The sequence below is a fragment of the Streptomyces sp. MAI_2237 genome (assembly GCF_054189285.1).
Genome location: NZ_JAJPGQ010000002.1, coordinates 984,174 through 1,010,331, shown reverse-complemented (window position 1 = coordinate 1,010,331; position 26,158 = coordinate 984,174). Strand labels below are relative to the sequence as shown.

Genomic DNA, 26,158 nt, shown 5'->3' with positions numbered 1-26,158 from the left:
GGCGGCCCGGTCCCCGGTGTTGTCCGGGGGCCGGACCCCGCCCGCGCGTCGGAGCCCTTCCGCGTCAGACCGTCACTCCGTCGATCTGCAGGGTCTGCACCGCCTTGCCCGCCACCGACACCGCGACGGACTTCCCGTTCAGGTAGGTGTCGGAGTACGACCTGTACAGGTCGCCTCCCGTCGTCACCGTGTTCCAGCGCGGCACCAGGCCGCCCGAACCGCCGGTCACCGTCGTGAACTTGGAGAGGTCGAAGGTGAACGTCTGCGCGGACGTGAAGGTGTTGAGGGCCACGATCACCAGGCGCCTGGCCGAGGAGTCGTAGGCGGCGACCGCGTTGCTCACGCCCGTGTCGAGGATCTTCATGCCGGGCCGGATGTGCCGGCTGAACTGGGCCATCGTGTAGTACTTCGTCTGCACCGCGCCCGCCTGCAGGGTGCTCGCGTCGTACGCGATCATCGCCCAGTTGGTGGAGGGGTCCATGACCTGCCAGTAGACCCAGGCGGTCGGGTGCAGCCAGCGGAAGTCGTAGAGGAGGTTGAAGGCGAGGGTGTAGCCGGTGCCGTCGTTGTCGCCGGTCTCCGAGTTCCACAGCGCCTTGCCCGCCGTCTGGACGACGTCGGTGTAGAGCAGGTCGCGGCGGCCGCCGGAGCCCTGGTAGCCGTGGACGTTGACGCGGTTGACGTAGCCCTTGGTGGTGGAGGAGAAGGAGTTCCAGGTGGTGCGGGCCAGGTCGTAGCTGGTCTCGTCGGACGCCGAGATCCTCGTGCCCGTCAGGCCCCGCTTGTCCAACTCGCTGCGCAGGTAGGGCAGTACGGCCGCCTGGACCGTCGCGTCCATATGGCAGCCCTCCTGGGTGCCGGTGGCCGTCCACCAGGACGAGGAGGGCTCGTTGAAGGCCTCGACGGTCGCGAAGTTCACGCCCCAGTTGTTCTTGGCGTAGAGGGCCACCGCGGCGAGGTGGGAGGCGTGCTGGCGGTAGTTCCAGGACTGGAGGTTGTTGCCGCCGCCGGAGGCGCCGGAGGGGTTGTGGTTCAGGCACATCCACCACATGGGGGAGTTGGCGAAGAGCTCGGTGGTCGCGCCGCGGGCCGCTGCCTTCGTCAGCATCGCGCGCTGGGTGGCGTCCGCCGTCCACTTCCAGGCCGAGGAGGTGGGGTCCTCGTTGTTCCAGTCCTGCCAGTAGCCCTCGATCTGCTTGAAGGCGGGGATGTTGGGGGAGACGGCCATGCTCTCGCCGCCCACGGTGTTCCAGCTGCATCCGCCCAGGTTGTAGCGGGCGATGTTCATCCCGAGGCCGGGGAGCGAAGTGCCGTTGTACGTCGTCGACTTGGTGGTGAAGAAGATGTCGGCGAAGTCGTCCCGGGCGCCGAAGACGTTGGCCCACCAGGCCAGGGAGGTGCCCCAGCCCTCCCAGGTGCCGTAGGAGGTGCCGGGGGAGACGGCGATCGTGGCGTCGGCGCGTGCGGTGCCGGTGGCGAGGGCGCTGCCCAGGACGGCGCCGCCGGCCGCTGTCAGCAGGGTTCTGCGTCGGATCATGGCTTCTGCTCCGCTTCGTTCGGCGGGGTGTGCGGGCCGGTCCCGAGCCGGCGCGCGACCCGGCGGGGTGGCGTGTCCCGTGCATGCCACGACGAAGCATCGGGCGTGCCGAGCGCGGTTGTCGAGGGTTGCGACAGCACTTTCTAAAACCTGTGTACGAAGGGTCGAACGGCGCCTGGCGGTGGTGAGTTGAAGGCCCTGCGCCTATCGTGCGGGCGGCTGGGTGCCGGGCCGGGAGGCGAGGCGTGCGGATGCGGGTTCGCGTGGTGCAGCACAGTGGTCTGCGGCGGTCGCTCCGGCGGCGCCGTGCGCTGTGGACCGGTGGCGAGGTCCTCGTCACCGCGGGGCTGGTGCTCCTGCTGCTCGTCGTCCATCAGCTGTGGTGGACCAACCGGGAGGCCCGGCGCGGCGCCGAGCACAAGGTGCAGGCGCTGGAGCGGCAGTGGGGCGCCGGCGCCGACGGAGGCGGTGGCAGTGGTGACCAGGACGGCTCCGGTACGGGCGCCTCGGCCCCGCCGGCTCGTGAGGAGAGCGGCGCCCGGGCTCGCGGACAGTCCGGCACCGCCCGGTCGTCACGCCCCCTGCGGTCCCAGGCCTACGCCGTCCTCGTCATCCCCCGTCTCGGTCTGCGCGTCCCGGTCGCCGAGGGCGTCAGCAAGCAGAACGTCCTGAACAAGGGTTACGTCGGTCACTACATCGGCACCCAACAGCCCGGCCAGGCAGGCAACTTCGCGGTCGCGGGCCACCGCAACACCCATGGCGAGCCCTTCCGGTACATCAACCGGCTGCGGCCGAAGGATCTGGTGGAGGTGGAGACGCGCGACGCGACCTACACCTACGCCGTCGACCGGACGCTGCCGCAGACCTCGGCCCGTGACTCGGGGGTCGTGCGGCCGATTCCGCGCTCTCTCGTCCGGCCGGGATACGGGTACAGCGAGCCCGGCTCCTACATCACCCTGACCACCTGCACACCGGAGTTCACCTCCCGCTACCGCCTGGTGGTGTGGGGCAGGCTCGTCGCCACGCGCCCGCGCTGAGAACCACCCCACCCGGCCCCCCACCCGGCCCCCTCACGCCCGCTCCCGCAGCCCCACCACGGCCACCGCCGCCACGAGTGCCAGTACCGCCGACACCGTCATCGCGACGTCCGCGCCGTGGCCCGGGCCGCCGCCCGACGACGTGACGATCGCGATGGTCAGGGCCACACCGGCGCAGGAGCCGATGTAGCGGAAGGTCTGCTGGGCGCCGGACCCCATGGCGGCGCGGGCCGCCGGCACCGACTCCACCGCGAGCAGGGGCAGGGCGGCGTTCAGCAGGCCGTTGCCGATGCCGCCCACGATCAGGCCGGGCAGCAGGCGGTGCCAGGAGCCCGAGCCGATGGCGCCGAGCATGGTCAGGACGCCGACCGCGTGCAGGGCGAAGCCGACCGCCAGCTGCCAGCGGGTGGAGACCCGGCCCGCCAGCCGCTTGGCCTGCAGGGCCACCCCGAAGGACAGGCCCGACCAGAGCAGCAGCAGCCAGGCGGTGTTCAGCGCGGACAGCCCCAGCACCTGCTGGAGCAGTGCCGGCACGAAGCTGAACAGGCCGATCACCGCCAGGCCCGTGAACAGCCCGCTCACGGAGGAGGCCAGGAAGCGGGGGTGGCGGAGCAGGGAGAGGTCGATCATGGGGGTCGTCGTACGGCGCTCCAACCGGGCGAAGACGCCGACCAGCAGGACGGCCGCCAGCAACGGCCCGCCCACCTGCGGGCGCAGCCAGCCGTCCCGGCCGAGGGTGAGGGCGGCGACCAGGGAGACCAGTGCCAGCCCGAACGTCAGGGCGCCCGCCAGGTCCGGTCGTCCGCCTCTCGGGGAGCGCGACTCCGACAGGGGGCGCACGCCCGCCGCGGCCACCGCCAGGGCCAGCGCGCCCAGCACGCCGTAGGCCACCCGCCAGCTGGGCAGCGCGCCCGCCACCAGCGGACCGACCGCGATCCCGCCGCTGACGAAGGCTCCCCACACGCCGGTCGCGTGCAGCCGGCCGCGCGGGCTGGGGAAGGCGTGCACCAGCAGGCCCAGGCTGCTCGCCAGGATCGCCGCGCTCGCGGCGCCCTGGGCGATGCGGGCGAGCGTGAACTGCCAGGTGGAGGAGGTCAGCGCACCGAGGACGGTGGTCAGGCCGAGGGCGAGGGTGCCCAGCAGGAAGATCCTGCGCCGGCCGTAGTCGTCGGCGAGGCTGCCGGCCACCAGCAGGAGGGCGGCCAGGCCCAGCGGGGTGCCGTTGAGGAGCCAGGCCCTGGGCGGACGGCGAGGTGTGCAGGGCGGCCGCGGTGCCGGGGAGCGTGACCACCGGCGCGGTGTACGTCATCAGGGCGACGGCCGTCGCCGCGCTGGTCACGGCGAGCGTGGCGCGCGGGTGCGGGGGTGCCTCCGTGGAGGGTGCCGGTGTCGTCGTGCGCGGCCCGGTGGGCGGGTCGGACCTTGTAAGAGTTCGTTCATTGAACCTAGTCATGCCGTGCACCGTAGCACTCAAGGTTCGCTCATTGAACCTATGGGCGAAAAATGGTTACAGTAGGCGCCATGGCACTGGGCAAGGACTACGCGACACAGGAGTGCTCCATCGCTCGCGCGCTGGAGATCGTCGGCGAGCGCTGGACCCTGCTCGTCGTCCGGGACGCGCTGTACGGCGTCCGGCGCTACAACGACTTCCTCGTCCACCTCGGCATCCCGCGCGCGGTCCTCGCCGCCCGCCTCCAGACGCTGACGGCCGAGGGAATCCTGGAGAAGCGCCGCTACCAGCAGTCACCGCCGCGCGACGAGTACGTCATCACCGAGCGCGGCATCGCCCTGTGGCCGACCCTGCGCTCCCTCGGCCGCTGGGGCCGCGAGCACTTCTCCGAGGAACAGCTGCGCGTCTTCCGGCACGCCGACTGCGGCACCGAACTCGGTACGTACGGCGAATGCCCCGCCTGTGGAACCATCGTGCCGGTCGCGGACGTCGTCATGGAGCCGGGACCCGATCTGAGCCCGGACGCGGCGGACCCCGTCAGCCGGGCCCTGCTCGCACCGAAGAGGCTCCTGGAGCCGATCGAGACCGGTCAGGTATAACCGACGGCAGGGAAGACAGCCGTACGACCGAGGGAAGGGGGAAGCCGTGATCCGCGACCGGATCGGCGCGCGTCCCTTCGCCGTGCTCGTCCTGCTGCTCCTGCAGATCGCCCTGCTCGACACCGGCACCCTCGCCGCCACCGTCGCGCTGGCCGCCACCGCCGCGGCCGGTTCCGCGCTCGCCGCCTGCGCCCTCGTCGCGGCGCGCTGCGCCCCTGCCGTACCGCCCACCCGGGTGCGCACGGCGATCCGGGACCGCGCCCGCCGTACCGCCTTCCTGCCGCAGCGCGACCCCGACGCCAGGGGGCGCACCCGGCCCCGAGCCCCCGGATCGGCCCTTCCGGCGACCGCCGCGTAGGGCACGCGCACCTCTCTCACCGGCCCTCGCGCGGTCGTCATGCCGCCCGCACCGCTCCACTTCCGGCATGACCCTCGGAGGGCTCACCCATGTCCGTCTTCACCGTCTTCGCCCAGCTCGTCGAAGACCTCGCCGACCTGCTCCAGCCGCTGTTCGGCGCCACCGCGGCCGCGGCCGCGATCGTCCTGTTCACCGCGCTCGTACGACTCCTCGTCCACCCCCTGTCCCGGGCCGCCGCCCGCGGCCAGAAGGCGCGCACCGCGCTCCAGCCGAAGATCGCCGAACTGCGCCGCAAGCACGCGAAGGACCCGCGGAAGCTCCAGCAGGCGATGCTGGAGCTGCACGCCGAGGAGAAGGTGTCACCGCTGTCCGGGTGCCTGCCCGCGCTGCTGCAGCTGCCCGCGTTCTTCCTGCTCTACCGCCTGTTCTCCAGCACGAGCATCGGCGGCCGGGCCAACTCCCTGCTGGACCATCAGCTGTTCGCGGCGCCGCTCGGCGGCCGGTTCGCCGACGCGCTCGGCGGCGGGCTGCTGGACGGGGCCGGGCTCGTGTACCTCGCGCTGTTCGCGCTCGTCGCGGCCGTCGCCGCCTTCAACTACCGGCGCACCAAGCGGACGATGGCCGCGGCCGCCGCGCTCGCGCCGGCGGACGGCGGGCAGCAGGTGCCCGGACTCGGCGCGATGAACAAGGTGATGCCGTTCATGTCCTTCTTCACCCTCTTCACCGTCGCCGTGGTGCCGCTGGCCGCCGCCCTCTACGTGATCACCAGCACCACCTGGAGCGCCGTCGAGCGGGCCGTGCTCCACTCCTGAGCCGGCCGGCGAGCGGTCCAGTCCGTGAACCGGGTATTGCGGACTGGACGCCGACCTTGGACGATCGACCAGTCATCCGATGGCTGCACCCGTCGGATGGCCGCCCGCGATCGAGGGAGATTGTCACCATGAAGCTGCTGCGAGTCGGTACGGCCGGAGCGGAGAAGCCCGCGCTGCTGGACGCCGAGGGGACCCTGCGGGACCTGTCCGGCGTCGTCGACGACATCGACGGGGCGCTGCTCGCCGACGACGCCGCGCTCGGCCGGGTCCGCGCCGCCGCCGAGTCCGGCGAGCTGCCCGTACTGGACCCGGCCGGGCTGCGCACCGGGCCGCCGCTCGCCCGGATCGGCAAGATCGTGTGCATCGGCCTGAACTACCACGACCACGCCCGGGAGACCGGGGCCGAGCCGCCCACCGAGCCCGTGATCTTCTTCAAGGCCGCGGACACCGTGGTCGGACCGAACGACACGGTGCTCGTGCCGCGCGGGTCGGTGAAGACCGACTGGGAGGTCGAACTGGCCGTCGTCATCGGGCGGACGGCCCGGTACGTGGAGTCGGCGGAGGCCGCGCTCGGCCATGTCGCCGGGTACGCGGTCGCCCACGACGTCTCCGAGCGGGAGTTCCAGATCGAGCGGGGCGGCACCTGGGACAAGGGCAAGAACTGCGAGACGTTCAATCCGCTGGGCCCCTGGCTGGTGACGGCGGACGAGGTCGCCGACCCGCAGAACCTGTCGCTGAGGCTGTGGGTCAACGGGGAGCTGAAGCAGGACGGCACGACGGCCGAGCAGATCTTCCCCGTCGCCGAAGTCGTGCGCTACGTAAGCCAGTTCATGACCCTGTACCCCGGCGACGTCATCAACACCGGCACACCGGCGGGCGTCGCGCTCGGACGGCCCGAGCCCAAGCCCTTCCTTCGAGCGGGCGACGTCGTCGAGCTCGAGATCGAGGGCCTGGGCCGGCAGCGCCAGGAACTGAAGGACGCGTAGCCGCTCCGCCGGGGAAACCGGAGAACCGCGACGGCTTGTCGGCCGTGGGCCGTGCGGCGGCCGGCCGCGCGGTTCCCCGCGCCCCCGGCGGCCTCAGTCCTCGCGCAGGAACTCCTCCAGCGCCTCCACCACGAACCGGTGGTCCTGCAACTGCGGCAGCCCGCTCACCGTCACCGCGCCGATCACCCCGACGCCCTCGACGGTGATCGGGAAGGAGCCGCCGTGCGCCGCGTACCGGTCGGGGTCGAGGCGGGAGGACTCCTCGAAGGTCGTGCCCTTGGCCCGGAACCGGGCGCCCACCAGGTAGGAGGCCTCGCCGTAGCGCTCCACAACCCGGCGCTTGCGGGCGATCCAGGCGTCGTTGTCGGGCGTCGAGCAGGGCAGCGCCGCGTGGAAGAGCTGCTGGCCGGCCCGGTGGATGTCGATGGCGACGGGGGCCTGGCGCTCCCGGGCCAGGCCGACGAGCAGCGAGCCCAGCGCCCACGCGTCCTCGTACGTGAACCGGCGAAAGACCAGGCGCCGTTGCTGCGCCTGGAGCTCCTCCAGGGACGGGGTGATCTCCGGGTGGAACTTCGGGGTCAGCTCGGTGTGGTGCGTCACAGCTTCACCGCCACTCCGTCGCGGGCCGAACGGCGGGCCGCCTCGAGCACGTCGAGGGCCGCGGCCGCCTCGTCGGCGGTCACCGGGTTGGCGCCGTCGTCGTCGAGGGCCCTGGTCACGGCCGCATAGTACGCGGGATAGTCGCCGGGAAGGGTCGGTACGGGCGTGCCGCCGCCGGTCGCCGGAGACTCCCCGGCACCGAGCGTGCCCCACGCTTGCTCCGGCTCCCGTCCCCAGTCCGGACCCGGGCGCTCGCCCTCCCGCAGCGCCGCCTCCTGCGGGTCGAGCCCGTACTTCACATAGCCCGCCTTCGAGCCCAGCACCCGGAAGCGCGGGCCGAGTTGGGCGGCCGTCGCGGAGACGTAGAGGTGGGAGCGGACGCCGTTCGCGTGCGTGAGGGCGATGAAGGTGTCGTCGTCGGCCTCGGCGCCGGGGCGGCGGACGTCCGACTCGGCGTAGACCTGCGTGGCGGGGCCGAACAGGGTCAGCGCCTGGTCGACGACATGGCTGCCCAGGTCGTAGAGGAGACCTCCGATCTCTGCCGGGTCGCCGGACTCGCGCCAGCCGCCCTTCGGCTGCGGCCGCCACCGCTCGAACCGCGACTCGAAGCGCCATACGTCGCCCAACTCGCCCTCGGCGAGCAGCCGCTGGAGGGTGAGGAAGTCGTTGTCCCAGCGGCGGTTCTGGAAGACGGACAGCAGCAGGCCGCGGTCCTCGGCCAGAGCGGCGAGCTCGCGCGCCTCGGCGGCGGTGCCGGCGACCGGCTTGTCGACGACGACCGGGAGACCGGCCTTCAGGGCGGTGGTGGCGAGCGGGACGTGCGTCCGGTTCGGGGAGGCGACGACGATCAGGTCCAGCTCGGCGGCGCGTGCGAACAGCTCGTCCGGGGTGGCGGCCACCCGCACGCCCGCGTGCTCGGCGCGGGCCTGCTCCTGCCGCTCCGGGTTCGAGGTGACCACCGTGTCGAGGACCAGGCCCTCGGTGGCCGCGATCAGCGGGGCGTGGAAGACGGAACCCGCGAGCCCGTAGCCGATGAGGCCGACGCGGCGGGGAGAGGCTGTCGTACCAGTCATGCCGTCCACTTTCGCAACGCTGTTGCCAAAGTGCAAGCGCCAGGGACAATCGAAGGCGTGAACCTTCTCGCCCTGCGCAGCCACAACACCGCGCTCGTCCTCGACCTGCTGCGCACCGCCGGCCCGGACGGCATCAGCCGGCTGGAGCTCGCAGAGCGCACCGCGCTGACCCCGCAGGCCGTCAGCAAGATCACCGCCCGGCTGCGGGCCGCCGGGCTCGCGACGGATGCGGGCCGCCGGGCGTCGACGGGCGGCAAGCCGCGGACCGTACTGCGCCTGGTGCCGGAGGCGGGACACGCGGTCGGTGTGCACCTGGACCGCGACGAACTGCGCGCGGTCCGGGTCGACCTCACGGGGGCCGTGGTGGCCGAGCGACGCGTGCCGGTGGATCTCGGGGTGGGCGCGGACGCGGTGGTGTGGACCGTGGCGCGCGAGGCGCAAGAGCTGATGGGGGACGGGCCGTCCGGTGACGGGCTGGGGGTGGGGATCGCTCTGCCGGGGCCCCTCGATCACACCCACGGCGTCCTGCACCGTGTCACCGGGTTCCCCGAATGGGACGGCTTCCCGTTGCGGGACGCGCTGGAGCGGAGGCTCGGCGTGCCGGTCGTCGTCGACAAGGACACCAACGCGGCGGCGCTGGGGCTGGCGGTGGCGGGCGAAGCCGGTTCCTTCGCCTACCTGCACCTCGGTACGGGGCTCGGGGCGGGGCTCGTCATCGGCGGGACCGTGCACCGCGGCGCCCGGACCGGGGCGGGGGAGTTCGGGCACCAGGTCGTGCAGCTCGACGGGCCGCCGTGCGGCTGCGGCAACCGGGGCTGCGTCGAGGCGCTGTGCCTGGACGCCGTGGCGCGCGGCGATCTGGCCGGGGCCGCGCGGGTGCTCGGCGTCGGCGCCGGCAACCTCGTCGCCCTGCTCGACGTCGACCTCGTCCTGCTCGGCGGCCGTACCGTCGCCGCCGCTGCGGAGGAGTTCGTACGGGGCGTGGCCGCCGTCCTCGGCGACCGTGCCCGGCGTGCGGGCGAGGAGGCCGTGCCCGTGCGGGTCGCCCGCGGCGGGGTCGCCGAAGGCGCCGCGCAGCTGGTACTGGGACCGGTGTTCGGGCGGACCGACGGCTGACGCACCGGCGTGCGCCGATCGGGGGGACCTGCCCGGCCGTACGGAGCGTCGGCCGCCGCCGCCCCGATCTCACCGACATGCTCATGTGCTTATGCGACTGTGTACGCCCCTGTCCCTCTGCCTGGCAGCAGCCGCCCTCTTCTCCTCGGCGTCTCCCGCCTCCGCCGCTCCCGCCTCCGCCGCTCCCACCTGTGCGAGGGGTCCGGACTTCCCCCTCAGTACCCGTATCCATGACGCGCCCGACACCTATGAGGCAGGCGGCGGATACGGCACCTGGTCCCTGGACCTCACCAACACCACCACCCGGACCTGCACGGCCGTGCACCCGGTCGTCGTACTCGTCGACGACGACCGGACCCTGAAGCCCTCCCAGGTGCGCCTGGAGTTCTCCGACGGCGCGCGCTCCCACCCCGTCCGCTTCCAGGCCACCGACGAGGCGGAACTCGTCGGCGCCTTCGACGACGGCTTCCCCGGTTTCACCGTCGGTCCCCGCCGGACCGTCACCGTCAAGGTCCGGCTCGCGCTGACCTCCGACGCCGTGGCCGACGAGGTCACGGCGAACGCGGCCGTGGTGCAGCGTCACGACGACGACGGCGACTGGATCGGCCAGTCCAACGACTACCGCTTCCGCGTCCGGCACGACCCACCCACCGAGCCCGGCACCGCCACCAGTACCGCCACCGGTACCGGCACGGGTACCGGGACCGATACCGGTACCGCTCCTCCCGTCCGCAGCCGCGACGACCTCCCCTTCGCCGACGAACTCGCCCGGACGGGCATCGCCACCCCCCGTACCGCCCTGGCCGCCACCGCCGTCCTCCTCCTCGCCGTCGGCGGGGCGCTCCTGCTGGCCCGCCGCTCGCGAGCGCGCCGGTGAGACGCCCATTCCCTCAAGATCCGACCTCTGTCTAGGCTGGACGCACGCAGCACCGCGTCCATGCGTACGGCAGGAGAACCCGCACATGGCAGAACGCAGGCCCATCGAGTCCTGGCTCACCGACATGGACGGTGTGCTCATCCACGAGGGTGTGCCGATCCCCGGCGCGGACGCCTTCCTGAAGAAGCTGCGCGAGTCCGGCCGGCCCTTCCTGGTCCTGACCAACAACTCCATCTACACCCCGCGCGACCTGCACGCCCGGCTGCGGCGCATGGGCCTGGACGTGCCGATCGAGTCCATCTGGACCTCGGCGCTGGCCACCGCCCAGTTCCTGGACGACCAGCGGCCGGGCGGCTCGGCGTACGTCATCGGCGAGGCGGGCCTGACCACCGCCCTGCACGACATCGGGTACATCCTCACCGACCACGAGCCCGACTACGTCGTACTCGGCGAGACCCGCACGTACTCCTTCGAGGCCATGACCCAGGCGGTACGGCTCATCCGCAACGGCGCCCGTTTCATCGCCACCAACCCCGACGAGACCGGCCCCTCCCACGAGGGCCCGCTCCCGGCGACCGGCGCCGTGGCCGCGCTGATCACCAAGGCGACCGGCAAGAAGCCGTACTTCGCGGGCAAGCCCAACCCGCTGATGATGCGCACCGGGCTCAACGCGATCGGCGCGCACTCCGAGACCAGCGCGATGATCGGCGACCGCATGGACACCGACGTGCTCGCCGGGATGGAGGCGGGGATGCAGACGTTCCTGGTCCTCACCGGGCTGACCGGGCCGGGACAGATCGAGGACTTCCCCTACCGGCCGTCCCACGTCGTCGACTCGATCGCGGACCTGGTCGACCTGATCTGACGGCGCCGTCCGACGGTGCCGTCCGACGGTGCTGAAACCTTTCTGAACCCGTTCGGAGCAGTCCCGGCCCGCTGAGCGTGCGGGGCCGGGGTGTCCGGGGGAGCCTCCAGATATCTGGAGGTTTCACGATGGGCTCACTACGCCTCACTCTCTGTGCGGGAATCCTGGGGGCCTGCGCCCTCACCCCCGCGGCGCACGCGGCGGACGGAGGAGGCGGCACCGTCTCGGTGACCCCCTCGTCCCCGGCCGCCGGCGCCGACATCGGCCTGCGGGTCACCGGGTGCACCGGGAGGACGGCCACCGCGGTCTCCGCGGCGTTCGTCGCGGACGCGCGCCTCGCGGGCGCCACCGACGGCACCCTGGCCGGGGAGACCCGCGTTCGCTCCTCGGCCGGGCCCGGCACCTACGACGTGCGGGTCCACTGTGCCGAGGCCGAGATCAAGGGCACGATCACGGTCGTGGCGCGGGGGACGCGGCCCTCCCCGCCGGCCTCGCCCGTCGCCCCGGTCGACGCGGGCGGCGGCGGTACGGCCCACTTCGCCACCGTCGACACCCGCACCACCGGTCCCGGCACGGCGCACGCGGTCACCGGACTGATCCTCGCCGGAGTCGCCGCGACCACCGTGGCCGTCTTGGGCGCCCGCCGGCGCCGCGAGACGGAGTGAGCGGACCGTGCCCGCACCCGCATCCGCCCTCGCCGCCGCCGGCGCACATGCCGCCGGCACCGCCCCGCCCCTCGCCCGCCTTCCGCTTGCCCCGGCCGACCCCGCCGGACCGCACCCGGACAGGGCCGCGCAGCCGGTTCCCGTGACGGCGCCGGCCCGCCCTCCCCGCTCCCAGCCGCCCCCGCCGACGGAACCTCCCGCCCATGCGTGACGACTTCTCCGACTGCTCGTTCGATCGGCGGCGGTCCGGTGGGTCCGGGCGGCTGGTGACCGGTGTCGCCTGGGCCGTGCTGCTGCTCGGCCTGTGGCTGTGGGGACGGGAGCTGACCGAGGTGCGCCCGGAGACGTCCGGTCCGGCCACCGGTGACATGGCGGCGGGCGTGCGGCCGCCGGAGGCGGAACTGCCCCCGGCCGCACGGCCGTTGGCCAACGCGCTGCCGCTGCGCCTGGACATCCCCGACCTCGGCGTCCAGGCGCCGGTGGTGCGGCGGGGGCTGGACCGGCGGGGAGCGATCGAACCGCCGCCGTTCGACCAGGCGGGCGTGGTCGGGTGGTACGCGGCGGGCGTCGAGCCGGGGGCCCCGGGAGCCGCCCTCATGGTGGGGCACGTCGACACCGAGACCCGGCCCGCCGTCTTCTACAAGCTCAGCACCCTCACACCGGGCCGGGCCGTCCGCGTCGTCCGCGCCGACGGCCGTGTCGCCGAGTTCACCGTCGACGACGTCCAGGTCCTCAGCCGCGACCACTTCGACGCCCGGCAGGCCTACGGCGTCCACCGGCCCGGCCGCGCAGAACTGCGCCTGATCACCTGCGGCGGCACCTTCGACCCGGCCCGCCGCAGCTACTCGGCGAACGTGGTCGTGTCGGCGTACCTCACCGCCACCGGCGTGTGAGACGCGCGGGCACCTGGCCCGGTCGACGGCCCGCTCCCCCCGAAGCCGCCGACCGGGCTGGTCCTCGACCGCGGGCGCACGGGCTGCGGGAGTAACCCGGCGACCGGCGCGGGAGGTGCGGGAGGTCCGGTAGAGACCGACTGGCCGGGGACCGGGGCCATGTGGGACCACCCTAGAACGAATGAGCGCCGGAGCCTAGAGGGTTATGACGTCAGGTTCCGCTCCGGTGGCTCTGCGTCATATGCCCTGGTGATGCGAGGTTCCACAGCGGCGCGAAGACCGTGTCACTCCCGCTCGCGCCGCAGTGCCTCGTCGTGCGCGATCCGCTCGACGACCGCCCGGGCGACCTCGTCGAGGGGCAGCCGGCGCCGCCTGGCGAACCCGCGCAGCACCACGAAGGCCTCGTCGGCCCGGATGTTCCACCGCTCGGCGAGCATCCACTTGGCCTGCTCGATACGGACCCTGCTGGACAGCGCCTGCTGCAACTGCCCCGCCACGGTGCGGCAGCGGACGTACGCGAGGTCGTTCCGCAGCCCCAGGGCGCTGCAGTCGGTCAGCAGCTGGGCAGGCCGGAAGTCCGTGCACGCGTCGGGCCGGTCGTCCTCGGGCAGCGTGGGCACGAACACGTTGAGTCCGCCGAGCGCCTCGCCGCCCGGACGCAGGGGTACGGCGAAGGTGGTGACGACGTCGTGCCGCAGGGCCCGCTCCGTGAACTCCGGCCAGCGCGCGGCCTGCCGGGCCGCCCGGATCGAGACCGGCGCGACGGGCGCGCCGGAGGCGAAGCCCTCCAGGCAGGGGCCGCCGTCGTGCCGGGCCTGCAACAGGTCGAGCGCCGTCTCCTCCTGCCCGCCGCATCCGGCGAGCGACACGCTCCGCCCGCCGTCGACGAATATCACCCCCGCGGCCCGGGCGGCCGGCAACTCGACGCACCGGTCCGCCGGCCGACGCGGGTACCGCTCGAGGTCGAAGTCGTCGCCGAGGGTGTCACCCGCCTCCACCAGCGCCTCGGCCGGCCGAAGTTCCCGGGTGCTGTGGTGCGTGACCGCGCCTCCCCTTCTCCCCGCCTCCCTCGCTTCCCGTCTCCCGCGTCCGTGCCGACGCGCGCCTACCCCTCACCGTCCGAGCCGTAACAGCTGTCCGACAAGACCCGGGCGATCTCGTGGGCGCCGCGCCGCTATGTCAGGATTGAGACTTGGACCGGTGCACCCAAGGGGGAGTTGGATGTACGGCAGCAGGGGGGCTGGATCGGTGTTCGCCTCCGGGGCCGCGATGAGGGCCTCCGCGGTGGTGCTAGGGGTGGCACTGCTGGTGGCGGGGTGTTCCTCCGGCGGCGACGGCAAGGACGGCGACGCCGGTGCGAAGATCACCCAACAGCCCAAGGAGAGCGACCCGTTCTGGGTCAACCCGGACGGCAACGCGGCCCGCCAGGTCGCCGCGTACGCCAAGGCCGGCAAGGACCCCGAGGCCGAGCGGATCCGGAAGATCGCCGAGCAGCCGACCGGTGAGTGGATCGGCCCGGAGAACCCCGAGCAGGAGGCCAGGGGCTTCACCGAGGCCGCCGACAAGGCCGGCCGCACGGCCCTGCTCGTGCTCTACAACATCCCGCACCGCGACTGCGGCCAGTACTCCCAGGGCGGCGCCGCCGACGGCAACGCCTACCGCGCCTGGATCGACGGGGTGGCCGCGGGCATCCAGGACCGTCCGGCGATGGTGATCCTCGAACCGGACGCCGTACTGCACCTGGTGGACGGCTGCACGCCGGGCCAGTTCCAGGAGGAGCGCTACGCCCTGCTCGACTACGCCGTCGGCAAGCTGAAGTCACTGAAGTCCACCAGGGTCTACCTGGACGCGGGCAACGCCGGCTGGGGCCACCCCGACCAGATCTTCCAGCCCCTCCAGCGTGCGGGCATCGCCCAGGCCGACGGCTTCGCGGTCAACGTCTCCAACTTCTACTCGACCAAGGACTCCATCGCCTACGGCAAGCAGCTCTCCGCCAAGGTCGGCGGCAAGCACTTCGTCGTCGACACCAGCCGCAACGGCAACGGCCCGTACACGGGCGGCAAGCCCGACGAGAACTGGTGCAACCCGCCGGGCCGGGCGCTCGGGGAGACGCCGACGACCAGGACGTCCGACCCCCTCGTCGACGCCTACCTGTGGGTCAAGCGGCCGGGGGAGTCGGACGGCACGTGCCGGGGCGGACCGAACGCGGGGCAGTGGTGGGCGAGTTACGCACTCGCCCTCGCCGAGGCCGCCAAGTAGCCGCGGGCTACGGCACCTTGACCCACTGCGCCTTGCTCGGCGTCCCCTGGTCGTCGTCCACGAACAGCATGTACCAGCCGGCGGTGACCAGGTTCCGGTTCTTCGGCATGGTCACCGTCAGCTTGTTCCCCGACGTCTTGAAGTCCAGGGCGATCGACCGCTGGTCGACGTCGGTCACGTGGGTGGACGCACTGGGCCGGATCAGCCGCACCTTCTTGATCGCGGAGGCCTGCGGTGAGGTGAACGTGCCCGTCCCGCCCCGCGCGATCGTCTGCGGCCCGCCGGACAGCGACGGCCGGGAGTCCCGGTACAGATAGGGCGGCGTGTAGATCTCGATCCGCTGCTCGAACGTGCCGGGCTTGGTGTTGGCCTTGTCGCCGTACAGCGAGTCGGAGCCGAAGAACATCACGCGCCCGTCCGGCAGCAGGATCGACCCGGAGTGGTAGTTGCGCCCCACCAGCGGGTCGGCCACCCGGTCGAACGTGTTGGTGTCCGGGTGGTAGAGCCGGGCCTGCAGGATGTTGGAGTCGCCGCGCCCGCGGTAGTCCTCGGAGCCGCCCGACACCAGCACGGAGTCGTCCGGCAGGATCGACGACTGCGGATAGCGGGTGCCCTTCTCCAGTATCGGCCCGTCCGTGAACCTCGGGTTCTTGTCCTTGAGGTCGATCAGGCGGGTCCGGTTGCTGGACAGCTTGGACTCGCCGACCCCGCCGCCGCCGATCACCAGGAACTTCTCGTCCTGCGCCGGCGGCAGCAGCACCGTCCCCGAGGTCTCCATCTCGTTGGCGTCGCTGAGCCCGGGCAGCTTGGTGAACTTGTTGGTCGCCACGTCCCAGACGCCGGGTTCACGGCCGACGTTGTCCGGCCCGTACCCGGCGTTGGAGCCCGAGTAGAAGATCTTGCCGTTCTGCATCAGGAACAGCGCCGGGTAGGTGGGGAACTGCCGGATCTTCGAGGTGTACGTCCACTTCTTCGTCTTCGGGTCGAAGATCTCGTTCTTGCCCGGCACCAGCTGCCCGATGTCGTCGAGCCCGGAGACGCTGAGGATCTTGCCGTCGCTCAGGGTGGTGAGCGTCGGGTACCAGCGGGCCTCGTTCATCGGGTCGACCTTGATGTACTTCTCGGCGACCGGGTCGAACTCGAAGGCGTCCCGGATTCCCTGGAAGTCCTTCTTGTCGAGGGCGAGCTTCTGCGCGATGCCGTAGGTGTTGCGCGCGTCGGCACCGGTCAGGCCCTGGATGCGGTAGTTGTCCTGGGTGCCGGTCTCGTACTTGGTGCCGCTCTTCTTCGCCTCGACGTAGATACGGCCGAGCCCGGGGTCGTTGCGCAGGAACTTCCCGGTCCCAGGGTCGAAGACCTTCTTGGCGCGCGGCACGAGCACCGGGTCCTTGGAGACGAAGGTCTTGCCGTTCTCCTTGCCGGTGAACACGGTCCCCGCGGGCAGCGTGATCGGCTTGTCCGGGTTCTCGTTGTGCACCACCATCAGGCCACCGGCCTTGGTGACGTCACCCTTCAGCTTCTCGTACCGCTTGGTGCCGCCGGCGATCAGCAGATTGCCGTTGGCGAGCTGGGTGTGCCCGGTGCAGAACAGGTCCTTGGGCGTCGGGACCTTCTTGATCGTGCCCTTGACCGGGTCCCAGATCCGGGTGTCGAACTTCTTGGCGTTGAAGTTGTCCTGGTTGTTGCCCGAGCCGGCGATCATCAGCACCTTGCCCGTGCGCAGAAGCGCCGCGTGGATGGTGTCCTGGCGGTACTCCTTGGGGAACTCGACGATCTGCCAGTGGCCGTTGTCCGCTTTGTACTCGGGTTTGTTGATCTGGTACTGGTGATACTTCGCCGTCCCGAAGCGGTACAGCCACGGACCGTTCATCCCGGCCAGCGCGAGCACCACCGCCGTCCCGATCGCGAGCCTGCGGGCGCGGCGGCGGCCTGCACGGTCGTTCATTCCTTACGTCCCCCGAATCCACCGAGCGCTATCTGCATCGTCTGGTCGTTGCCCGTCTCCGAGGCGCCGTCCGCGGCGGCCCAGGTGGGCTTGTGCCCGGTGCCGTGCGGCGGCGTCGCCTGCCGCTCCGGCAGCGGCCGCGGCTGGTACGGCACGGCGGGCGGCGCGTCCTGCGGCTCCGCGTACACGGGAACCGGCTCCTTCTTCGCCTTCCGCAGCGAGTACCGCCAGGCGAAGATCGGGGACGCGGTGATCAGCAGGGCGAACACGGCCCAGGTGATCATCGCCGGGTGCGAGTGCCCCAGCGCGAAACCGGCGGCGATCGAGCCGCCGAAGACCAGGATGAAGAACAGGTGGATGCGGAAGGTCCCGAACAGGGTGTCCGGGCTGGCCGAGTCGCCCTTGGGCGTCACCACGAACTTGCTCTTGCGCCGCAGCACCGCGTCCATCAGCGAGCGGGCGTAGATCGGCGCCGACAGCGCCGACATCACCATGCCCGCCACACCGCCGGAGCCCTCGGGCTCGTGCGGGGAGACGTTGTGCCGGCGGTTCCAGATGTACAGCCCGATCTGCAGCGCGGAGGCGTTGCCGTACAGCATCAGCCACACGGTCGGGTCGATGTTCACACCCGAGGCGCCCAGGCCCAGGAACAGCGCGCAACTCAGTGCCGCCAGGATCCAGTTGAGGGCGGACATCGGGTAGAAGATGATCATCATGGTGTAGTTGAAGAGCTTGCCCGGAGGCAGCGAGAACCAGCCCTTCCAGTACTGCTTGAGGATCGTCTCGTACGTCCCCCGCGACCAGCGCAGCTGCTGCGTGAAGAAGTCCGTCCAGGCACCCGGGCCCTCACCGACGGCGAGGACGTCCGGTGTGTACACCGAGCGCCACTTCCGCCCCGTCGCCGGGTTCTTGTGGCGGTGGATCTCGAAGCCGGTCGCCATGTCCTCGGTGATCGAGTCGTACAGGCCGCCGATCTGCTTCAGCGCCTTGATGCGTACGGCGTTCGACGTACCGACGAACATGGGGGCGCCGTAGAAGTTCCCGGCCCGCTGGATGAGGGCGTGGAAGAGGAACTGCTGGGACTCGGCCGCCTTGGTGATGGGGTTGTCGTAGTTGCCGTACACCTGCGGGCCGATGACGAAGCCGACGTCCGGGTCGCGGAAGAAGCCCAGCATCCGCTCCAGGTAGTTGGGCAGCGGCACGTGGTCGGTGTCGACGGAGGCGAAGTAGTCGTAGTCGTCGCCGTGCGCCTGGAGCCAGGCGTTGTAGTTGCCGTGCTTGGTCTTCGCGCGGAACGGGCCCTTCGGCCGGTTCCACTGCTCGACGCCCTTGCGGGAGAAGTGGTGCACGCCGAGGCGCTCGCAGACCGCCTTGACCTCGTCGTCGTCCCCCTCGTCCAGGAGCCAGATGTGCAGAAGGCCCCGGTGGCGCAGCCGTACGGCCGCCTCCAGGGTCTTCGTGACCATCTCCAGGGGTTCCTTGCCGGGCACGTACGTCGTGATGAACGCGACTCTCGTGCCGGTCTCCGGCACCACCGGGACCGGGTCGCGGGCGACCAGGGTGGCGTGCGCGTTCGACAGCACGTTCATGCAGCGGAAGAACTCGATCAGGCCGATCGAGACGAGCATCACGACGTCCAGCACCGGCAGGAAGTCGAAGGCCGGGTAGTCGCGTTCGGTCCAGTGCTCCGGCTGCAGCAGCCAGGCCAGCAGGACCAGGGACAGCAGCGGGGCCGCGCCCAGCATGAGGGCGGCCCTGATGCGGTGCGGCTCCTGCGAGAGCAGGGAGCGGTACTGCACCTTGTAGGGCTTGTCCGGGTCGGGCTGGGTGAGGGGGCCGGCCAGCCGGCTGTAGTGCTCGTAGTCGTATCTCGGCAGGGTCTTCTTGATCCGCCGGAACTGGCCCGTCGTGCTGTTCCGGTGCGGATCCGTTCTGAGCTGGGTGGTTTCGGACGGGTCGAAGTTATGCCGGGCGCCCGTCGGCGTCGACGTCATGAGTCATCCCCCCACACGCGGGTGACCGCGTGTCGTGTCGTTTCCTTACCACCCGTGAAAGGTCCCCCTCGACCCCTCACAGGCGTGTCAGCGGCGGGCCACGGCCACCACGCTTTCCACAGCCGTAGACATGGAACCGCGCCCTTCCGGTTGCATGATGCCCCCCTCGGCATCGGCTCGTGAACAGGGCCCCCTATCCCCGCAGAACGACGCAACCGCTTACTAGTCCCCCAACTGCCGCGTATCCGCAGCATCGTGGAGAACAGGGTTCTACGGCGTTCAGCATGATCGCAAGATGCGAAACGCGCTGTTTACCGGTCATACACGTTCATTGCGGTGCCTGTGGGGGTCTTGTGGGTCAGTGGTGGACAGCCGTGCGCGAAGGTTGCCGAAGTGCTCTCTTATGGCCTCCTCCGCCCGTGCCGAGTCGCCGGACCGCACCGCGTCGAGGATGTCCCGGTGCTGTCTGCAGGTGATCTTGTGGTCGGGCGGAGCGCCTCCCAGGTCCGTGTGCACACGGTGGAAGGCGTCCCAGAACGCCTCCAGGACCTCGCCCAGCAACACGTTGTCCAGACCCCGGTAGAGGGTGGCGTGAAACGCGCGGTCGGTCTCGGCCAGGCCGGCACCTCCCTGTGCGGCCTGCCGTTCCATACGGTCCACGAGCGCGTCGAGTTCAACGAGGTCCCGTTCCGGGATCCGGCCCGCGAGCCGCGACACCAGCCCCGTCTCCACCGCCTCGCGCAGCTCCAGCAACTGGAGCAGGGAGTCCTCGCCGCGGTGGTGCCCGGCCACCGTGCGGAAGGCCAGGCCCTCGATCATCGGGGCCAGCGACATCGGGCCGACGTACGTCCCGAATCCGTGCCGGATCTCCACGATGCCCATCGCCTGCAGCGCCTTGAGCGCCTCGCGCACCGAGTTCCGGCTCGCGCCCAGGAACTCCATCAGCTCCGGCTCGGTCGGCAGCGGGGCCCCGGAGGGCAGTCTGCGGTCGATGATGAGCTTCTTGATCCGCTCCTGGAGGTCTCGGGCTGCCATGGCGAGAGGGTATCCGGCCAAACAGGGCGAGGTCCCCGCTTCCAGCCACATGCGAAGGGCCCCCCGCCGGTGCCGGGGGTGTGGGTGGCGGAGCCCCCACGGCGCGCGGCGCAGCCGCGCAGAAACGACGATGGCGAGGCCGGTTCGCGCTTTCCGCGAACATGCCTCGCCATCGACAACGTGCGCCGCCAGGGACTCGAACCCCGGACCCGCTGATTAAGAGTCAGCTGCTCTAACCAACTGAGCTAGCGGCGCCTGCTGACGTCGTCACTCTACCCGATCTCCGGGGGTGCTCCGGACCGCGGGCGGGCCGGCGAGCCGGGGCGAGGGTGAGCGGCGTTACGTCATTCGGACCGTCAGAATGCGCGCGCGGAGGACAGTTGGGAAACTGATCGACGTGCACGAGTGCGGAGATTTCGGCCTGCAGTGTGAGGGGAATCGCATGGAGACTCCGGTATTCGAGGAATTCGATCCCGCGAGCGACTGCGACTGCCCCGGATGCCTTCACTGGCGCCGGGTCCTTCCCCGTTCCCGCACGTTCCACCACCCCGCCGCCCACCGGGCGGTGATCGTCGCCGCTGCCGCCGCGGCTCTGGGCGCCGGACATGTCCCACCGGCGGTCGCCGCGCCCCACGTACCCCCGGGACCTGGCGTTCCCGCAGGTGACACGGGTGACGAGCCCGCCACCCCACAGGGCGGCAAGGCCCCGCTGCACGGGCCGGGCGGCAAGCCCGTCGAGCCGGCCCAGACCCTCCGGACGCCCACGACCACCCGCGCGGAGATCATCAACCGGGCCAAGGTGTGGGTGGCCGCCGAGGTGCCGTACAGCATGACGGACTACTGGTCCGACGGTTACCGGCAGGACTGCTCGGGGTTCGTCTCGATGGCCTGGAACCTGCCCGGGAACGAATGGACGGGCAGCCTCGACAAGTTCGGGGACCGCATTCCCAAGGACGCCCTGGAACCCGGCGACATTCTGCTGTTCCACAATCCGGCGAACCCGGAGAGCGGCTCGCACGTCGTCATTTTCGGCGGCTGGACGGACTACACGCACACCTACTACATCGCCTACGAGGAGACCCCCCCGCACGCCCGCCGGCAGGCCACCCCGTACGCCTACTGGAGCCACTCGGACCAGTACCTCGCCTACCGGTACAAGGGGCTCGCGGCGGACGCGGGCGGCTCCGGGACGGGGTCGACGCCGGTCACACCGGCCTCCTCGGACCACCCGGCCACGGTGTTCCCCGGAGCGGGGTACTTCGGCCCCGGAGCCGACAACCCGTACGTCACCCAGCTCGGGCAGATGCTCGTGGCGCGGGGCGCCGCCCGCTTCTACACCTCGGGCCCCGGCCCGCGCTGGTCCGACGCCGACCGGCGGGCCACCCAGGCCTTCCAGCTGGCCCAGGGCTGGCAGGGGGCGGACGCCGACGGGCTGCCGGGGCCGGAGACCTGGGCGCTGCTGGTGACGGGGAAGGGCAGGAACGTGCCGGCGGCGGGCACGACCCCGGCCGGCGGCACGGGCACGGCTCCGTCGACCGGCGCCGCGGGACCGCCCGCCTCCCACGGTGTGCCCGGCTATCCGGGACGCTCGATGTTCCGGCCGGGCGCGAACAACCGGTACGTCACGCTGCTCGGGAGGCAGCTGGTGAAGAAAGGGTTCGGCAAGTACTACACGAAGGGTCCGGGTCCGCGATGGGGCGAGGCGGACCGCCGTAACGTCGAGGCGTTCCAGCGCACCCAGGGCTGGCGGGGCGGCGCGGCGGACGGCTTTCCGGGGCCGGAGACGTGGAGGCGCCTGTTCTCCTGAGCCGTTCGGCTGTGACCACCTGTTGTGATCCACCCGTGGTGACCCATCTGTTGTGACGCATCTGGCGCGGAGGCTGGAGGCACGCATGAGCACGACGACCACTTCACCGAACCCCGAGTCCGAGGGGCCGAGCAGATCCGGACCCGCCCGTCTCATCCAGAACGAGGCGACCATGGAAATCCCCGTCCACCTGCTCTTCCGCGACGATCCCGACCCCGCGCCGGTGCCGGTGCGCCCCGCGGTCGTCGGCCGCCGGCAGGGCACCGGCGAGCAACCGCGCCTGCGCCACCCGGTACCGGTCAAACCCCGCCCGGCACCGCAGGTCGACCCCGAACTGGCCGAACGCCGGGCCAGGGTGCTGCCCGGCGCGGCGGGCGTCCTCGCCGGGACGTGCGGGCTGGCCGGCGCTCTGGCGAACTCCTGGTGGGCGGGCGTCCTGCCGCCGCTCGCGGTGGAGGCGCTCAGGCTGCCGGCGTACGCGGGCGCCGGTCTCGGCCCCGCGCAGTGGGCCGCGTACGCGGGCGCCGGCACCCTCGGTCTGTTCGGCTTCGGGGGCCTGGCGCGCGGGCGGACCGGGCGGGCCTGGGTGCTGGGGCTGTTCGGCCGCTACCGGGGGACGGTCCGGCGCACCGGCCTGCTGTGGGTCAACCCCCTGCTGCTGCGCCGCCGGGTCGACGTACGGCTGCGGCACTGGCGGAGCGAGCCCATGCCGGCGGCCGACGGCAACGGGGTCGCGCTCCGGGTCGTGGTGCTGGTGGTGTGGCGGGTGCGGGACACCGCGCGGGCGGTGCTCGGTGTCGAGGACCACGAGACGTACCTGCGCGAGTGCGTGGAGGCGGGGCTGGCGCGGGTGCCGGTGGAGATGCCGGGCGGGCCGCGGGACTCGGTCGAGGCGGCCGGGGAGGCGCTGACCCGGGTGGTCGCGGCGGACGCGGCGCCGGTCGGTCTCGAGGTGTTCTCGGTCCGGCCGGTCCGTATCGAGTACGCCCCCGAGGTCGCCGCCGCGATGCACCGCCGCCGTATCGCCGCGCTGGACGCCCAGCACCGGGCGAGCGTGCTGACGTCGGTGGTGGACTCGGTGGAGGACACGGTGACCCGGCTGACCGTGCGCGGACTGGTCCAACTGGACGACTACGAACGCAAGGCGCTGGTGAAGGACCTGACGGTCGCCTTCTGCTCCGGACGCGGAGAACAGACGCCGTGAATGGTATGGACATGGTCAACCCGCGGCAATAATCTGAGACTTGGTCTAGACCTGCACGCCTCACGGAACTTCCCCCACGTTCTCCAGGAGCGGCAGCATGCGCAGAAAGACCAAGTTCTACGGGGCCGTGGTCGGCCTCGCGACCACCGGAGCACTCGTGCTGTCCACCGGCGGCGCCAGCGGCCACGGCTACACCGACCTCCCCATCAGCAGGCAGAAGCTCTGCGCCAACGGCACGGTGACCAACTGCGGCGACATCCAGTACGAGCCGCAGAGCGTCGAGGGCCCCAAGGGCTTCCCGGCCTCCGGACCGGCCGACGGCGCGATCTGCTCCGGCGGCAACACCCGTTTCGCCCAGCTCGACAGCCCTCGGACGCCGTCCGGCGGCACCTGGCCCGCCACCAAGGTGACGGGTGGTCAGAGCTACACCTTCCGCTGGCAGTTCACCGCCATGCACGCCACGACCGACTTCAAGTACTACGTCACCCGGCAGGGCTGGAACCAGAACCACAACCTGGCCCGCTCCGACCTCGACACCACACCGTTCCTGACCGTCCCCTACGGCGGCCGGCGGCCCCCCTCCACCCTCTCGCACAGCGGCACCCTGCCGTCCGGGCTCAGCGGACGCCATGTGATCGTCGCCGTGTGGACGATCGCCGACACGGGCAACGCGTTCTACGCCTGCTCGGACGTCACGTTCTGAGGGTTCCTTGAGCCAATCGCCCGGCCGGCGTGGGTAGGTTCCTGCCACGCCGGCCGTCTGAGGCCGGCGTTTCGACCTCGGGGGACGTCCATGGAAACCTTCTTCTACATCGTGCCCGGCCTCATGATCGCCCTCGCGCTCAGCGCCATCATCGGCATGATGCGCCGCGCCCGGCACATCAGCGGCGCCTGGAACAGCGGGCTCACCGCCGAGGCGCGCTGCCTGAACACCTACACCACGACCAGCGGGGGCGGCGGCGACAGCTCCGTGAGCACGACACTGCACCACGTCTACGAGTTCACCACCCGCGAGGGCCGCGCCGTCCGCTTCGAGGAGCGCGACGGGCCGCGGACGATCGTCACCGGCGACATCGTCACCGTGCGCTACACCGCCGTGCACCCCGAGCGGGCCACGGCGAAGCCGCCCCGCCCCGGTCGGCTGCTCGCCGAACAGGGCTGCCTGCTCGCCTTCTTCGGCGTGTTCATCGCCTTCTGCCTCCTCTTCATGCTCACCGTGCACGCCGGCTTCAGCATGCTGGGCGACGTGATGCCGTAGCCCTCCACATCTGACGTACCGTCAACTACCGTGCGCCGCCATGGAGTCCAGTGAGGCGAAAAGGCGCACGGTCGCGGAGCTCGTCGCCGGGCGGTGGGGCGACCACCGTCCCGGCCTGTGGTGCGAGGACCGGGTGCTCACCCATCACGAGTTCGCCGCCGGTGCCGCGGCCCGGGCGGCCCTGCTGGCCGACCTCCTGCCGCCCGGCGCCGAACCGCACGTGGGCGTGCTGCTCGACAACACCCTCGAGTACCCGCTGTGGCTGGCGGCCGCGGCCCTCGCCGGGGCCGCCGTCGCCGGCGTCAACCCCACCCGTCGCGGCCCGGAGCTGGCCCGCGACATCCTGCACACCGAGTGCCGGATCGTCGTCACCGAGGACGCCCACCTCCCGCTCCTCGCCGGCCTCGAACTCCCGGACGTGCGCGTGCTGTCGACGGACGGCGAGGAGTACGACCGCCTCCTCGCCCCGTACGCGACCGCCGTGCCGGACCCGTCCCGCGCCTGCCCCGAGGACCGTCTGCTCCTCTACTTCACCTCCGGCTCCACCGGCGCCCCCAAGGCCGCGATCTGCACCCAGGGCCGGCTCGCCGCCGCCGGGGCCTCCCTGGCCGGGCAGTTCGGGGTGCGGCGCGAGGACGTGCACTACGTCTGCATGCCGATGTTCCACGGCAACGCCGTGATCGCCGACTGGGCGCCCGCGCTGGTGGCCGGGGCGGGGGTGGCGCTCAGGCGGCGGTTCTCCGCCTCGGGCTTCCTGCCGGACGTGCGGAGGTTCGGGGCGACGTACTTCACCTATGTCGGCCGGGCCGTGCAGTACGTCCTGGCGACCGAGGAGCGCGCGGACGACCGCGACAACCCCCTCCGGCTCGGCTTCGGCACGGAGGCGGGGGCCGTGGACGCGGCGGCCTTCCAGCGGCGGTTCGGGGTGCGGCTGGTGGAGGGCTACGGCTCCTCGGAGGGCGGGGCGGCAATCCAGTGGTCGCCGGGGACGCCGGCCGGGGCGGTGGGGCGGGCGGGGCCCGGTCTCGTCGTACTCGACCGGGAGACGGGGCGGGAGTGCCGGACGGCCCGGTTCGACGCCGAGGGGCGGCTGCTCAACGGGGACGAGGCGATCGGGGAACTGGTCAACCGCGGTCCGAACCCCTTCGAGGGGTACTGGCGCAACCCCGCGGCGGAGGCCGAGCGGCGCCGCGGCGGCGCCTACTGGACCGGTGACCTCTTCTACCGGGACGCCGCCGGATACCTGTACTTCGCCGGCCGCACCGACGACCGCATCCGCGTCGACGGCGAGAACCTGGCCGCCGCGATGATCGAGAACATCCTCGCCCGGTACGAGGGCGCCGACGCCGTCGCCGTGTACGCGGTGCCCGACCCGGTGACCGGCGACCAGGTGATGGCGACGATCGCCGGGAGCTTCGAGCCGGCCGGGTTCGCCGCCTTCCTCGCCGCCCAGCCGGATCTCGGCACGAAGATGGCGCCCCGGTTCGTGCGAGTGGTGGAGCGGATGCCGGTCACCGCCACCAACAAGATCCACCGGGCCGCACTCAGGCGCGAGGGCCTGCGATGCCCCGAGCCGGTGTGGTGGCGCCCGCCGGGGGAGCGCACCTATCGGAGACTGACCCCGGAAAACGCCGATGGGCCTCTCGCTCCCACGAGAGACCCATCGGTCCGGTGCGCCGCCAGGGACTCGAACCCCGGACCCGCTGATTAAGAGTCAGCTGCTCTAACCAACTGAGCTAGCGGCGCATGACTCTCACCCACCACTTGACCTGGGGGCCTGTGGTCGGC

At 71.8% G+C, this 26,158-nt stretch carries 22 protein-coding genes, 2 tRNA genes and 2 pseudogenes; 16 read left to right on the top strand and 10 right to left on the bottom strand.

Annotation, left to right across the window (positions count from 1 at the left end; all coding sequences use genetic code 11):
• Positions 1-64: 64 nt before the first annotated feature.
• Positions 65-1,537, bottom strand: coding sequence for a beta-1,6-galactanase (locus LN251_RS09340; RefSeq protein WP_458243996.1), 1,473 nt, complete (start codon positions 1,535-1,537; stop codon positions 65-67).
• Positions 1,538-1,788: 251 nt separating this feature from the next.
• On the opposite strand from LN251_RS09340, the gene LN251_RS09335 reads away from it, so the two are divergent.
• Entirely contained in the window at positions 1,789-2,574 is a 786-nt protein-coding gene (locus tag LN251_RS09335; RefSeq protein WP_458243995.1) for a class E sortase, read from the top strand.
• Positions 2,575-2,607: 33 nt separating this feature from the next.
• Here the strand turns inward: LN251_RS09335 and LN251_RS09330 are convergent.
• Positions 2,608-4,027, bottom strand: a pseudogene (locus LN251_RS09330) (MFS transporter).
• A gap of 68 nt (positions 4,028-4,095) precedes the next feature.
• Here LN251_RS09330 and LN251_RS09325 point away from each other — a divergent pair.
• From LN251_RS09325 to LN251_RS09310, 4 genes are all read left to right on the top strand, one after another.
• Positions 4,096-4,623, top strand: a complete 528-nt coding sequence (locus LN251_RS09325) for a winged helix-turn-helix transcriptional regulator (protein ID WP_458243994.1) — start codon at positions 4,096-4,098, stop codon at positions 4,621-4,623.
• A gap of 46 nt (positions 4,624-4,669) precedes the next feature.
• Positions 4,670-4,981, top strand: coding sequence for a DUF6412 domain-containing protein (locus LN251_RS09320; RefSeq protein ID WP_458243993.1), 312 nt, complete (start codon positions 4,670-4,672; stop codon positions 4,979-4,981).
• Between the two features lie 89 nt (positions 4,982-5,070).
• Positions 5,071-5,793 (top strand): YidC/Oxa1 family membrane protein insertase, encoded by a 723-nt coding sequence (locus tag LN251_RS09315; RefSeq protein ID WP_458243992.1) that lies wholly within the window; start codon positions 5,071-5,073, stop codon positions 5,791-5,793.
• Positions 5,794-5,921: 128 nt separating this feature from the next.
• Positions 5,922-6,779: a fumarylacetoacetate hydrolase family protein gene (locus LN251_RS09310; protein WP_458243991.1), complete on the top strand. Its 858-nt coding sequence runs from the start codon at positions 5,922-5,924 to the stop codon at positions 6,777-6,779.
• Between the two features lie 93 nt (positions 6,780-6,872).
• On the opposite strand, the gene LN251_RS09305 is transcribed toward LN251_RS09310, so the two are convergent.
• Complete coding sequence (locus tag LN251_RS09305) at positions 6,873-7,379, bottom strand: heme-degrading domain-containing protein (RefSeq protein ID WP_458243990.1); 507 nt, start codon at positions 7,377-7,379, stop codon at positions 6,873-6,875.
• Positions 7,376-8,452, bottom strand: a complete 1,077-nt coding sequence (locus LN251_RS09300) for a Gfo/Idh/MocA family oxidoreductase (RefSeq protein ID WP_458243989.1) — start codon at positions 8,450-8,452, stop codon at positions 7,376-7,378. The genes LN251_RS09305 and LN251_RS09300 overlap by 4 nt, the downstream gene beginning before the upstream one ends.
• Before the next feature lie 30 nt (positions 8,453-8,482).
• On the opposite strand from LN251_RS09300, the gene LN251_RS09295 reads away from it, so the two are divergent.
• The 5 genes from LN251_RS09295 (at position 8,483) to LN251_RS09275 (ending at position 12,868) form a co-directional block, all read left to right on the top strand.
• On the top strand, positions 8,483-9,568 hold the full coding sequence (locus LN251_RS09295; RefSeq protein ID WP_458243988.1) for an ROK family transcriptional regulator: 1,086 nt from the start codon (positions 8,483-8,485) through the stop codon (positions 9,566-9,568).
• Between the two features lie 91 nt (positions 9,569-9,659).
• Positions 9,660-10,445 carry a hypothetical protein gene (locus LN251_RS09290; protein ID WP_458243987.1) on the top strand — a complete coding sequence of 262 codons (786 nt, stop codon included), beginning with the start codon at positions 9,660-9,662 and terminating at the stop codon, positions 10,443-10,445.
• Between the two features lie 85 nt (positions 10,446-10,530).
• Entirely contained in the window at positions 10,531-11,310 is a 780-nt protein-coding gene (locus LN251_RS09285) for an HAD-IIA family hydrolase (protein WP_058925096.1), read from the top strand.
• Between the two features lie 128 nt (positions 11,311-11,438).
• Positions 11,439-11,975, top strand: coding sequence for a hypothetical protein (locus LN251_RS09280; RefSeq protein WP_458243986.1), 537 nt, complete (start codon positions 11,439-11,441; stop codon positions 11,973-11,975).
• Positions 11,976-12,178: 203 nt separating this feature from the next.
• Positions 12,179-12,868, top strand: a complete 690-nt coding sequence (locus tag LN251_RS09275) for a class F sortase (protein WP_458243985.1) — start codon at positions 12,179-12,181, stop codon at positions 12,866-12,868.
• A gap of 284 nt (positions 12,869-13,152) precedes the next feature.
• Here LN251_RS09275 and LN251_RS09270 read toward each other — a convergent pair whose 3' ends face one another.
• Positions 13,153-13,866 carry an ANTAR domain-containing protein gene (locus LN251_RS09270; protein ID WP_458243984.1) on the bottom strand — a complete coding sequence of 238 codons (714 nt, stop codon included), beginning with the start codon at positions 13,864-13,866 and terminating at the stop codon, positions 13,153-13,155.
• Positions 13,867-14,089: 223 nt separating this feature from the next.
• Here LN251_RS09270 and LN251_RS09265 point away from each other — a divergent pair, with 223 nt between their 5' ends.
• Entirely contained in the window at positions 14,090-15,127 is a 1,038-nt protein-coding gene (locus tag LN251_RS09265; RefSeq protein ID WP_458243983.1) for a glycoside hydrolase family 6 protein, read from the top strand.
• A 7-nt stretch (positions 15,128-15,134) separates the two neighbouring features.
• Here the strand turns inward: LN251_RS09265 and glxA are convergent, their stop codons facing one another.
• From glxA to LN251_RS09245, 4 genes are all read right to left on the bottom strand, one after another.
• The gene (gene glxA, locus LN251_RS09260; protein WP_458243982.1) at positions 15,135-17,072 is read right to left on the bottom strand and encodes a radical copper oxidase GlxA; all 1,938 of its coding nucleotides are present in this window, start codon (positions 17,070-17,072) and stop codon (positions 15,135-15,137) included.
• Positions 17,069-19,066, bottom strand: coding sequence for a glycosyltransferase family 2 protein (locus LN251_RS09255; protein ID WP_458243981.1), 1,998 nt, complete (start codon positions 19,064-19,066; stop codon positions 17,069-17,071). Before LN251_RS09255 ends, glxA begins: the two co-directional genes overlap by 4 nt.
• A 318-nt stretch (positions 19,067-19,384) precedes the next feature.
• A complete protein-coding gene (locus LN251_RS09250) occupies positions 19,385-20,101 on the bottom strand; it encodes a FadR/GntR family transcriptional regulator (RefSeq protein WP_458243980.1) in 717 nt (238 codons plus the stop codon).
• A 181-nt stretch (positions 20,102-20,282) separates the two neighbouring features.
• A tRNA-Lys gene (locus tag LN251_RS09245) sits at positions 20,283-20,356 on the bottom strand.
• A gap of 187 nt (positions 20,357-20,543) precedes the next feature.
• On the opposite strand from LN251_RS09245, the gene LN251_RS09240 reads away from it, so the two are divergent.
• From LN251_RS09240 to LN251_RS09220, 5 genes and pseudogenes are all read left to right on the top strand, one after another.
• Positions 20,544-21,908: a peptidoglycan-binding protein gene (locus tag LN251_RS09240; protein ID WP_458243979.1), complete on the top strand. Its 1,365-nt coding sequence runs from the start codon at positions 20,544-20,546 to the stop codon at positions 21,906-21,908.
• Between the two features lie 85 nt (positions 21,909-21,993).
• Complete coding sequence (locus LN251_RS09235; RefSeq protein WP_458243978.1) at positions 21,994-23,112, top strand: SPFH domain-containing protein; 1,119 nt, start codon at positions 21,994-21,996, stop codon at positions 23,110-23,112.
• Between the two features lie 97 nt (positions 23,113-23,209).
• Positions 23,210-23,815: a lytic polysaccharide monooxygenase auxiliary activity family 9 protein gene (locus LN251_RS09230; RefSeq protein WP_458243977.1), complete on the top strand. Its 606-nt coding sequence runs from the start codon at positions 23,210-23,212 to the stop codon at positions 23,813-23,815.
• A gap of 90 nt (positions 23,816-23,905) precedes the next feature.
• Complete coding sequence (locus tag LN251_RS09225) at positions 23,906-24,370, top strand: hypothetical protein (protein WP_458243976.1); 465 nt, start codon at positions 23,906-23,908, stop codon at positions 24,368-24,370.
• 40 nt (positions 24,371-24,410) lie between these two features.
• Positions 24,411-26,077 (top strand): annotated as a pseudogene (locus LN251_RS09220) (AMP-binding protein).
• On the opposite strand, the gene LN251_RS09215 reads toward LN251_RS09220, so the two are convergent.
• Positions 26,043-26,116, bottom strand: a tRNA-Lys gene (locus LN251_RS09215). The pseudogene LN251_RS09220 and the gene LN251_RS09215 overlap by 35 nt on opposite strands.
• Positions 26,117-26,158 lie beyond the last annotated feature (42 nt).

What these genes read in the sequence shown, in the direction of transcription:
- LN251_RS09340 (WP_458243996.1), bottom strand. Translation starts at nt 1,537, where the DNA reads ATGATCCGACGCAGAACCCTGCTGACAGCGGCCGGCGGCGCCGTCCTG.
- LN251_RS09335 (WP_458243995.1), top strand. Translation starts at nt 1,789, where the DNA reads ATGCGGGTTCGCGTGGTGCAGCACAGTGGTCTGCGGCGGTCGCTCCGG.
- LN251_RS09325 (WP_458243994.1), top strand. Translation starts at nt 4,096, where the DNA reads ATGGCACTGGGCAAGGACTACGCGACACAGGAGTGCTCCATCGCTCGC.
- LN251_RS09315 (WP_458243992.1), top strand. Translation starts at nt 5,071, where the DNA reads ATGTCCGTCTTCACCGTCTTCGCCCAGCTCGTCGAAGACCTCGCCGAC.
- LN251_RS09310 (WP_458243991.1), top strand. Translation starts at nt 5,922, where the DNA reads ATGAAGCTGCTGCGAGTCGGTACGGCCGGAGCGGAGAAGCCCGCGCTG.
- LN251_RS09300 (WP_458243989.1), bottom strand. Translation starts at nt 8,452, where the DNA reads ATGACTGGTACGACAGCCTCTCCCCGCCGCGTCGGCCTCATCGGCTAC.
- LN251_RS09290 (WP_458243987.1), top strand. Translation starts at nt 9,660, where the DNA reads ATGCGACTGTGTACGCCCCTGTCCCTCTGCCTGGCAGCAGCCGCCCTC.
- LN251_RS09285 (WP_058925096.1), top strand. Translation starts at nt 10,531, where the DNA reads ATGGCAGAACGCAGGCCCATCGAGTCCTGGCTCACCGACATGGACGGT.
- LN251_RS09280 (WP_458243986.1), top strand. Translation starts at nt 11,439, where the DNA reads ATGGGCTCACTACGCCTCACTCTCTGTGCGGGAATCCTGGGGGCCTGC.
- LN251_RS09275 (WP_458243985.1), top strand. Translation starts at nt 12,179, where the DNA reads ATGCGTGACGACTTCTCCGACTGCTCGTTCGATCGGCGGCGGTCCGGT.
- LN251_RS09265 (WP_458243983.1), top strand. Translation starts at nt 14,090, where the DNA reads ATGTACGGCAGCAGGGGGGCTGGATCGGTGTTCGCCTCCGGGGCCGCG.
- glxA (WP_458243982.1), bottom strand. Translation starts at nt 17,072, where the DNA reads ATGAACGACCGTGCAGGCCGCCGCCGCGCCCGCAGGCTCGCGATCGGG.
- LN251_RS09255 (WP_458243981.1), bottom strand. Translation starts at nt 19,066, where the DNA reads ATGACGTCGACGCCGACGGGCGCCCGGCATAACTTCGACCCGTCCGAA.
- LN251_RS09250 (WP_458243980.1), bottom strand. Translation starts at nt 20,101, where the DNA reads ATGGCAGCCCGAGACCTCCAGGAGCGGATCAAGAAGCTCATCATCGAC.
- LN251_RS09240 (WP_458243979.1), top strand. Translation starts at nt 20,544, where the DNA reads ATGGAGACTCCGGTATTCGAGGAATTCGATCCCGCGAGCGACTGCGAC.
- LN251_RS09235 (WP_458243978.1), top strand. Translation starts at nt 21,994, where the DNA reads ATGAGCACGACGACCACTTCACCGAACCCCGAGTCCGAGGGGCCGAGC.
- LN251_RS09230 (WP_458243977.1), top strand. Translation starts at nt 23,210, where the DNA reads ATGCGCAGAAAGACCAAGTTCTACGGGGCCGTGGTCGGCCTCGCGACC.
- LN251_RS09225 (WP_458243976.1), top strand. Translation starts at nt 23,906, where the DNA reads ATGGAAACCTTCTTCTACATCGTGCCCGGCCTCATGATCGCCCTCGCG.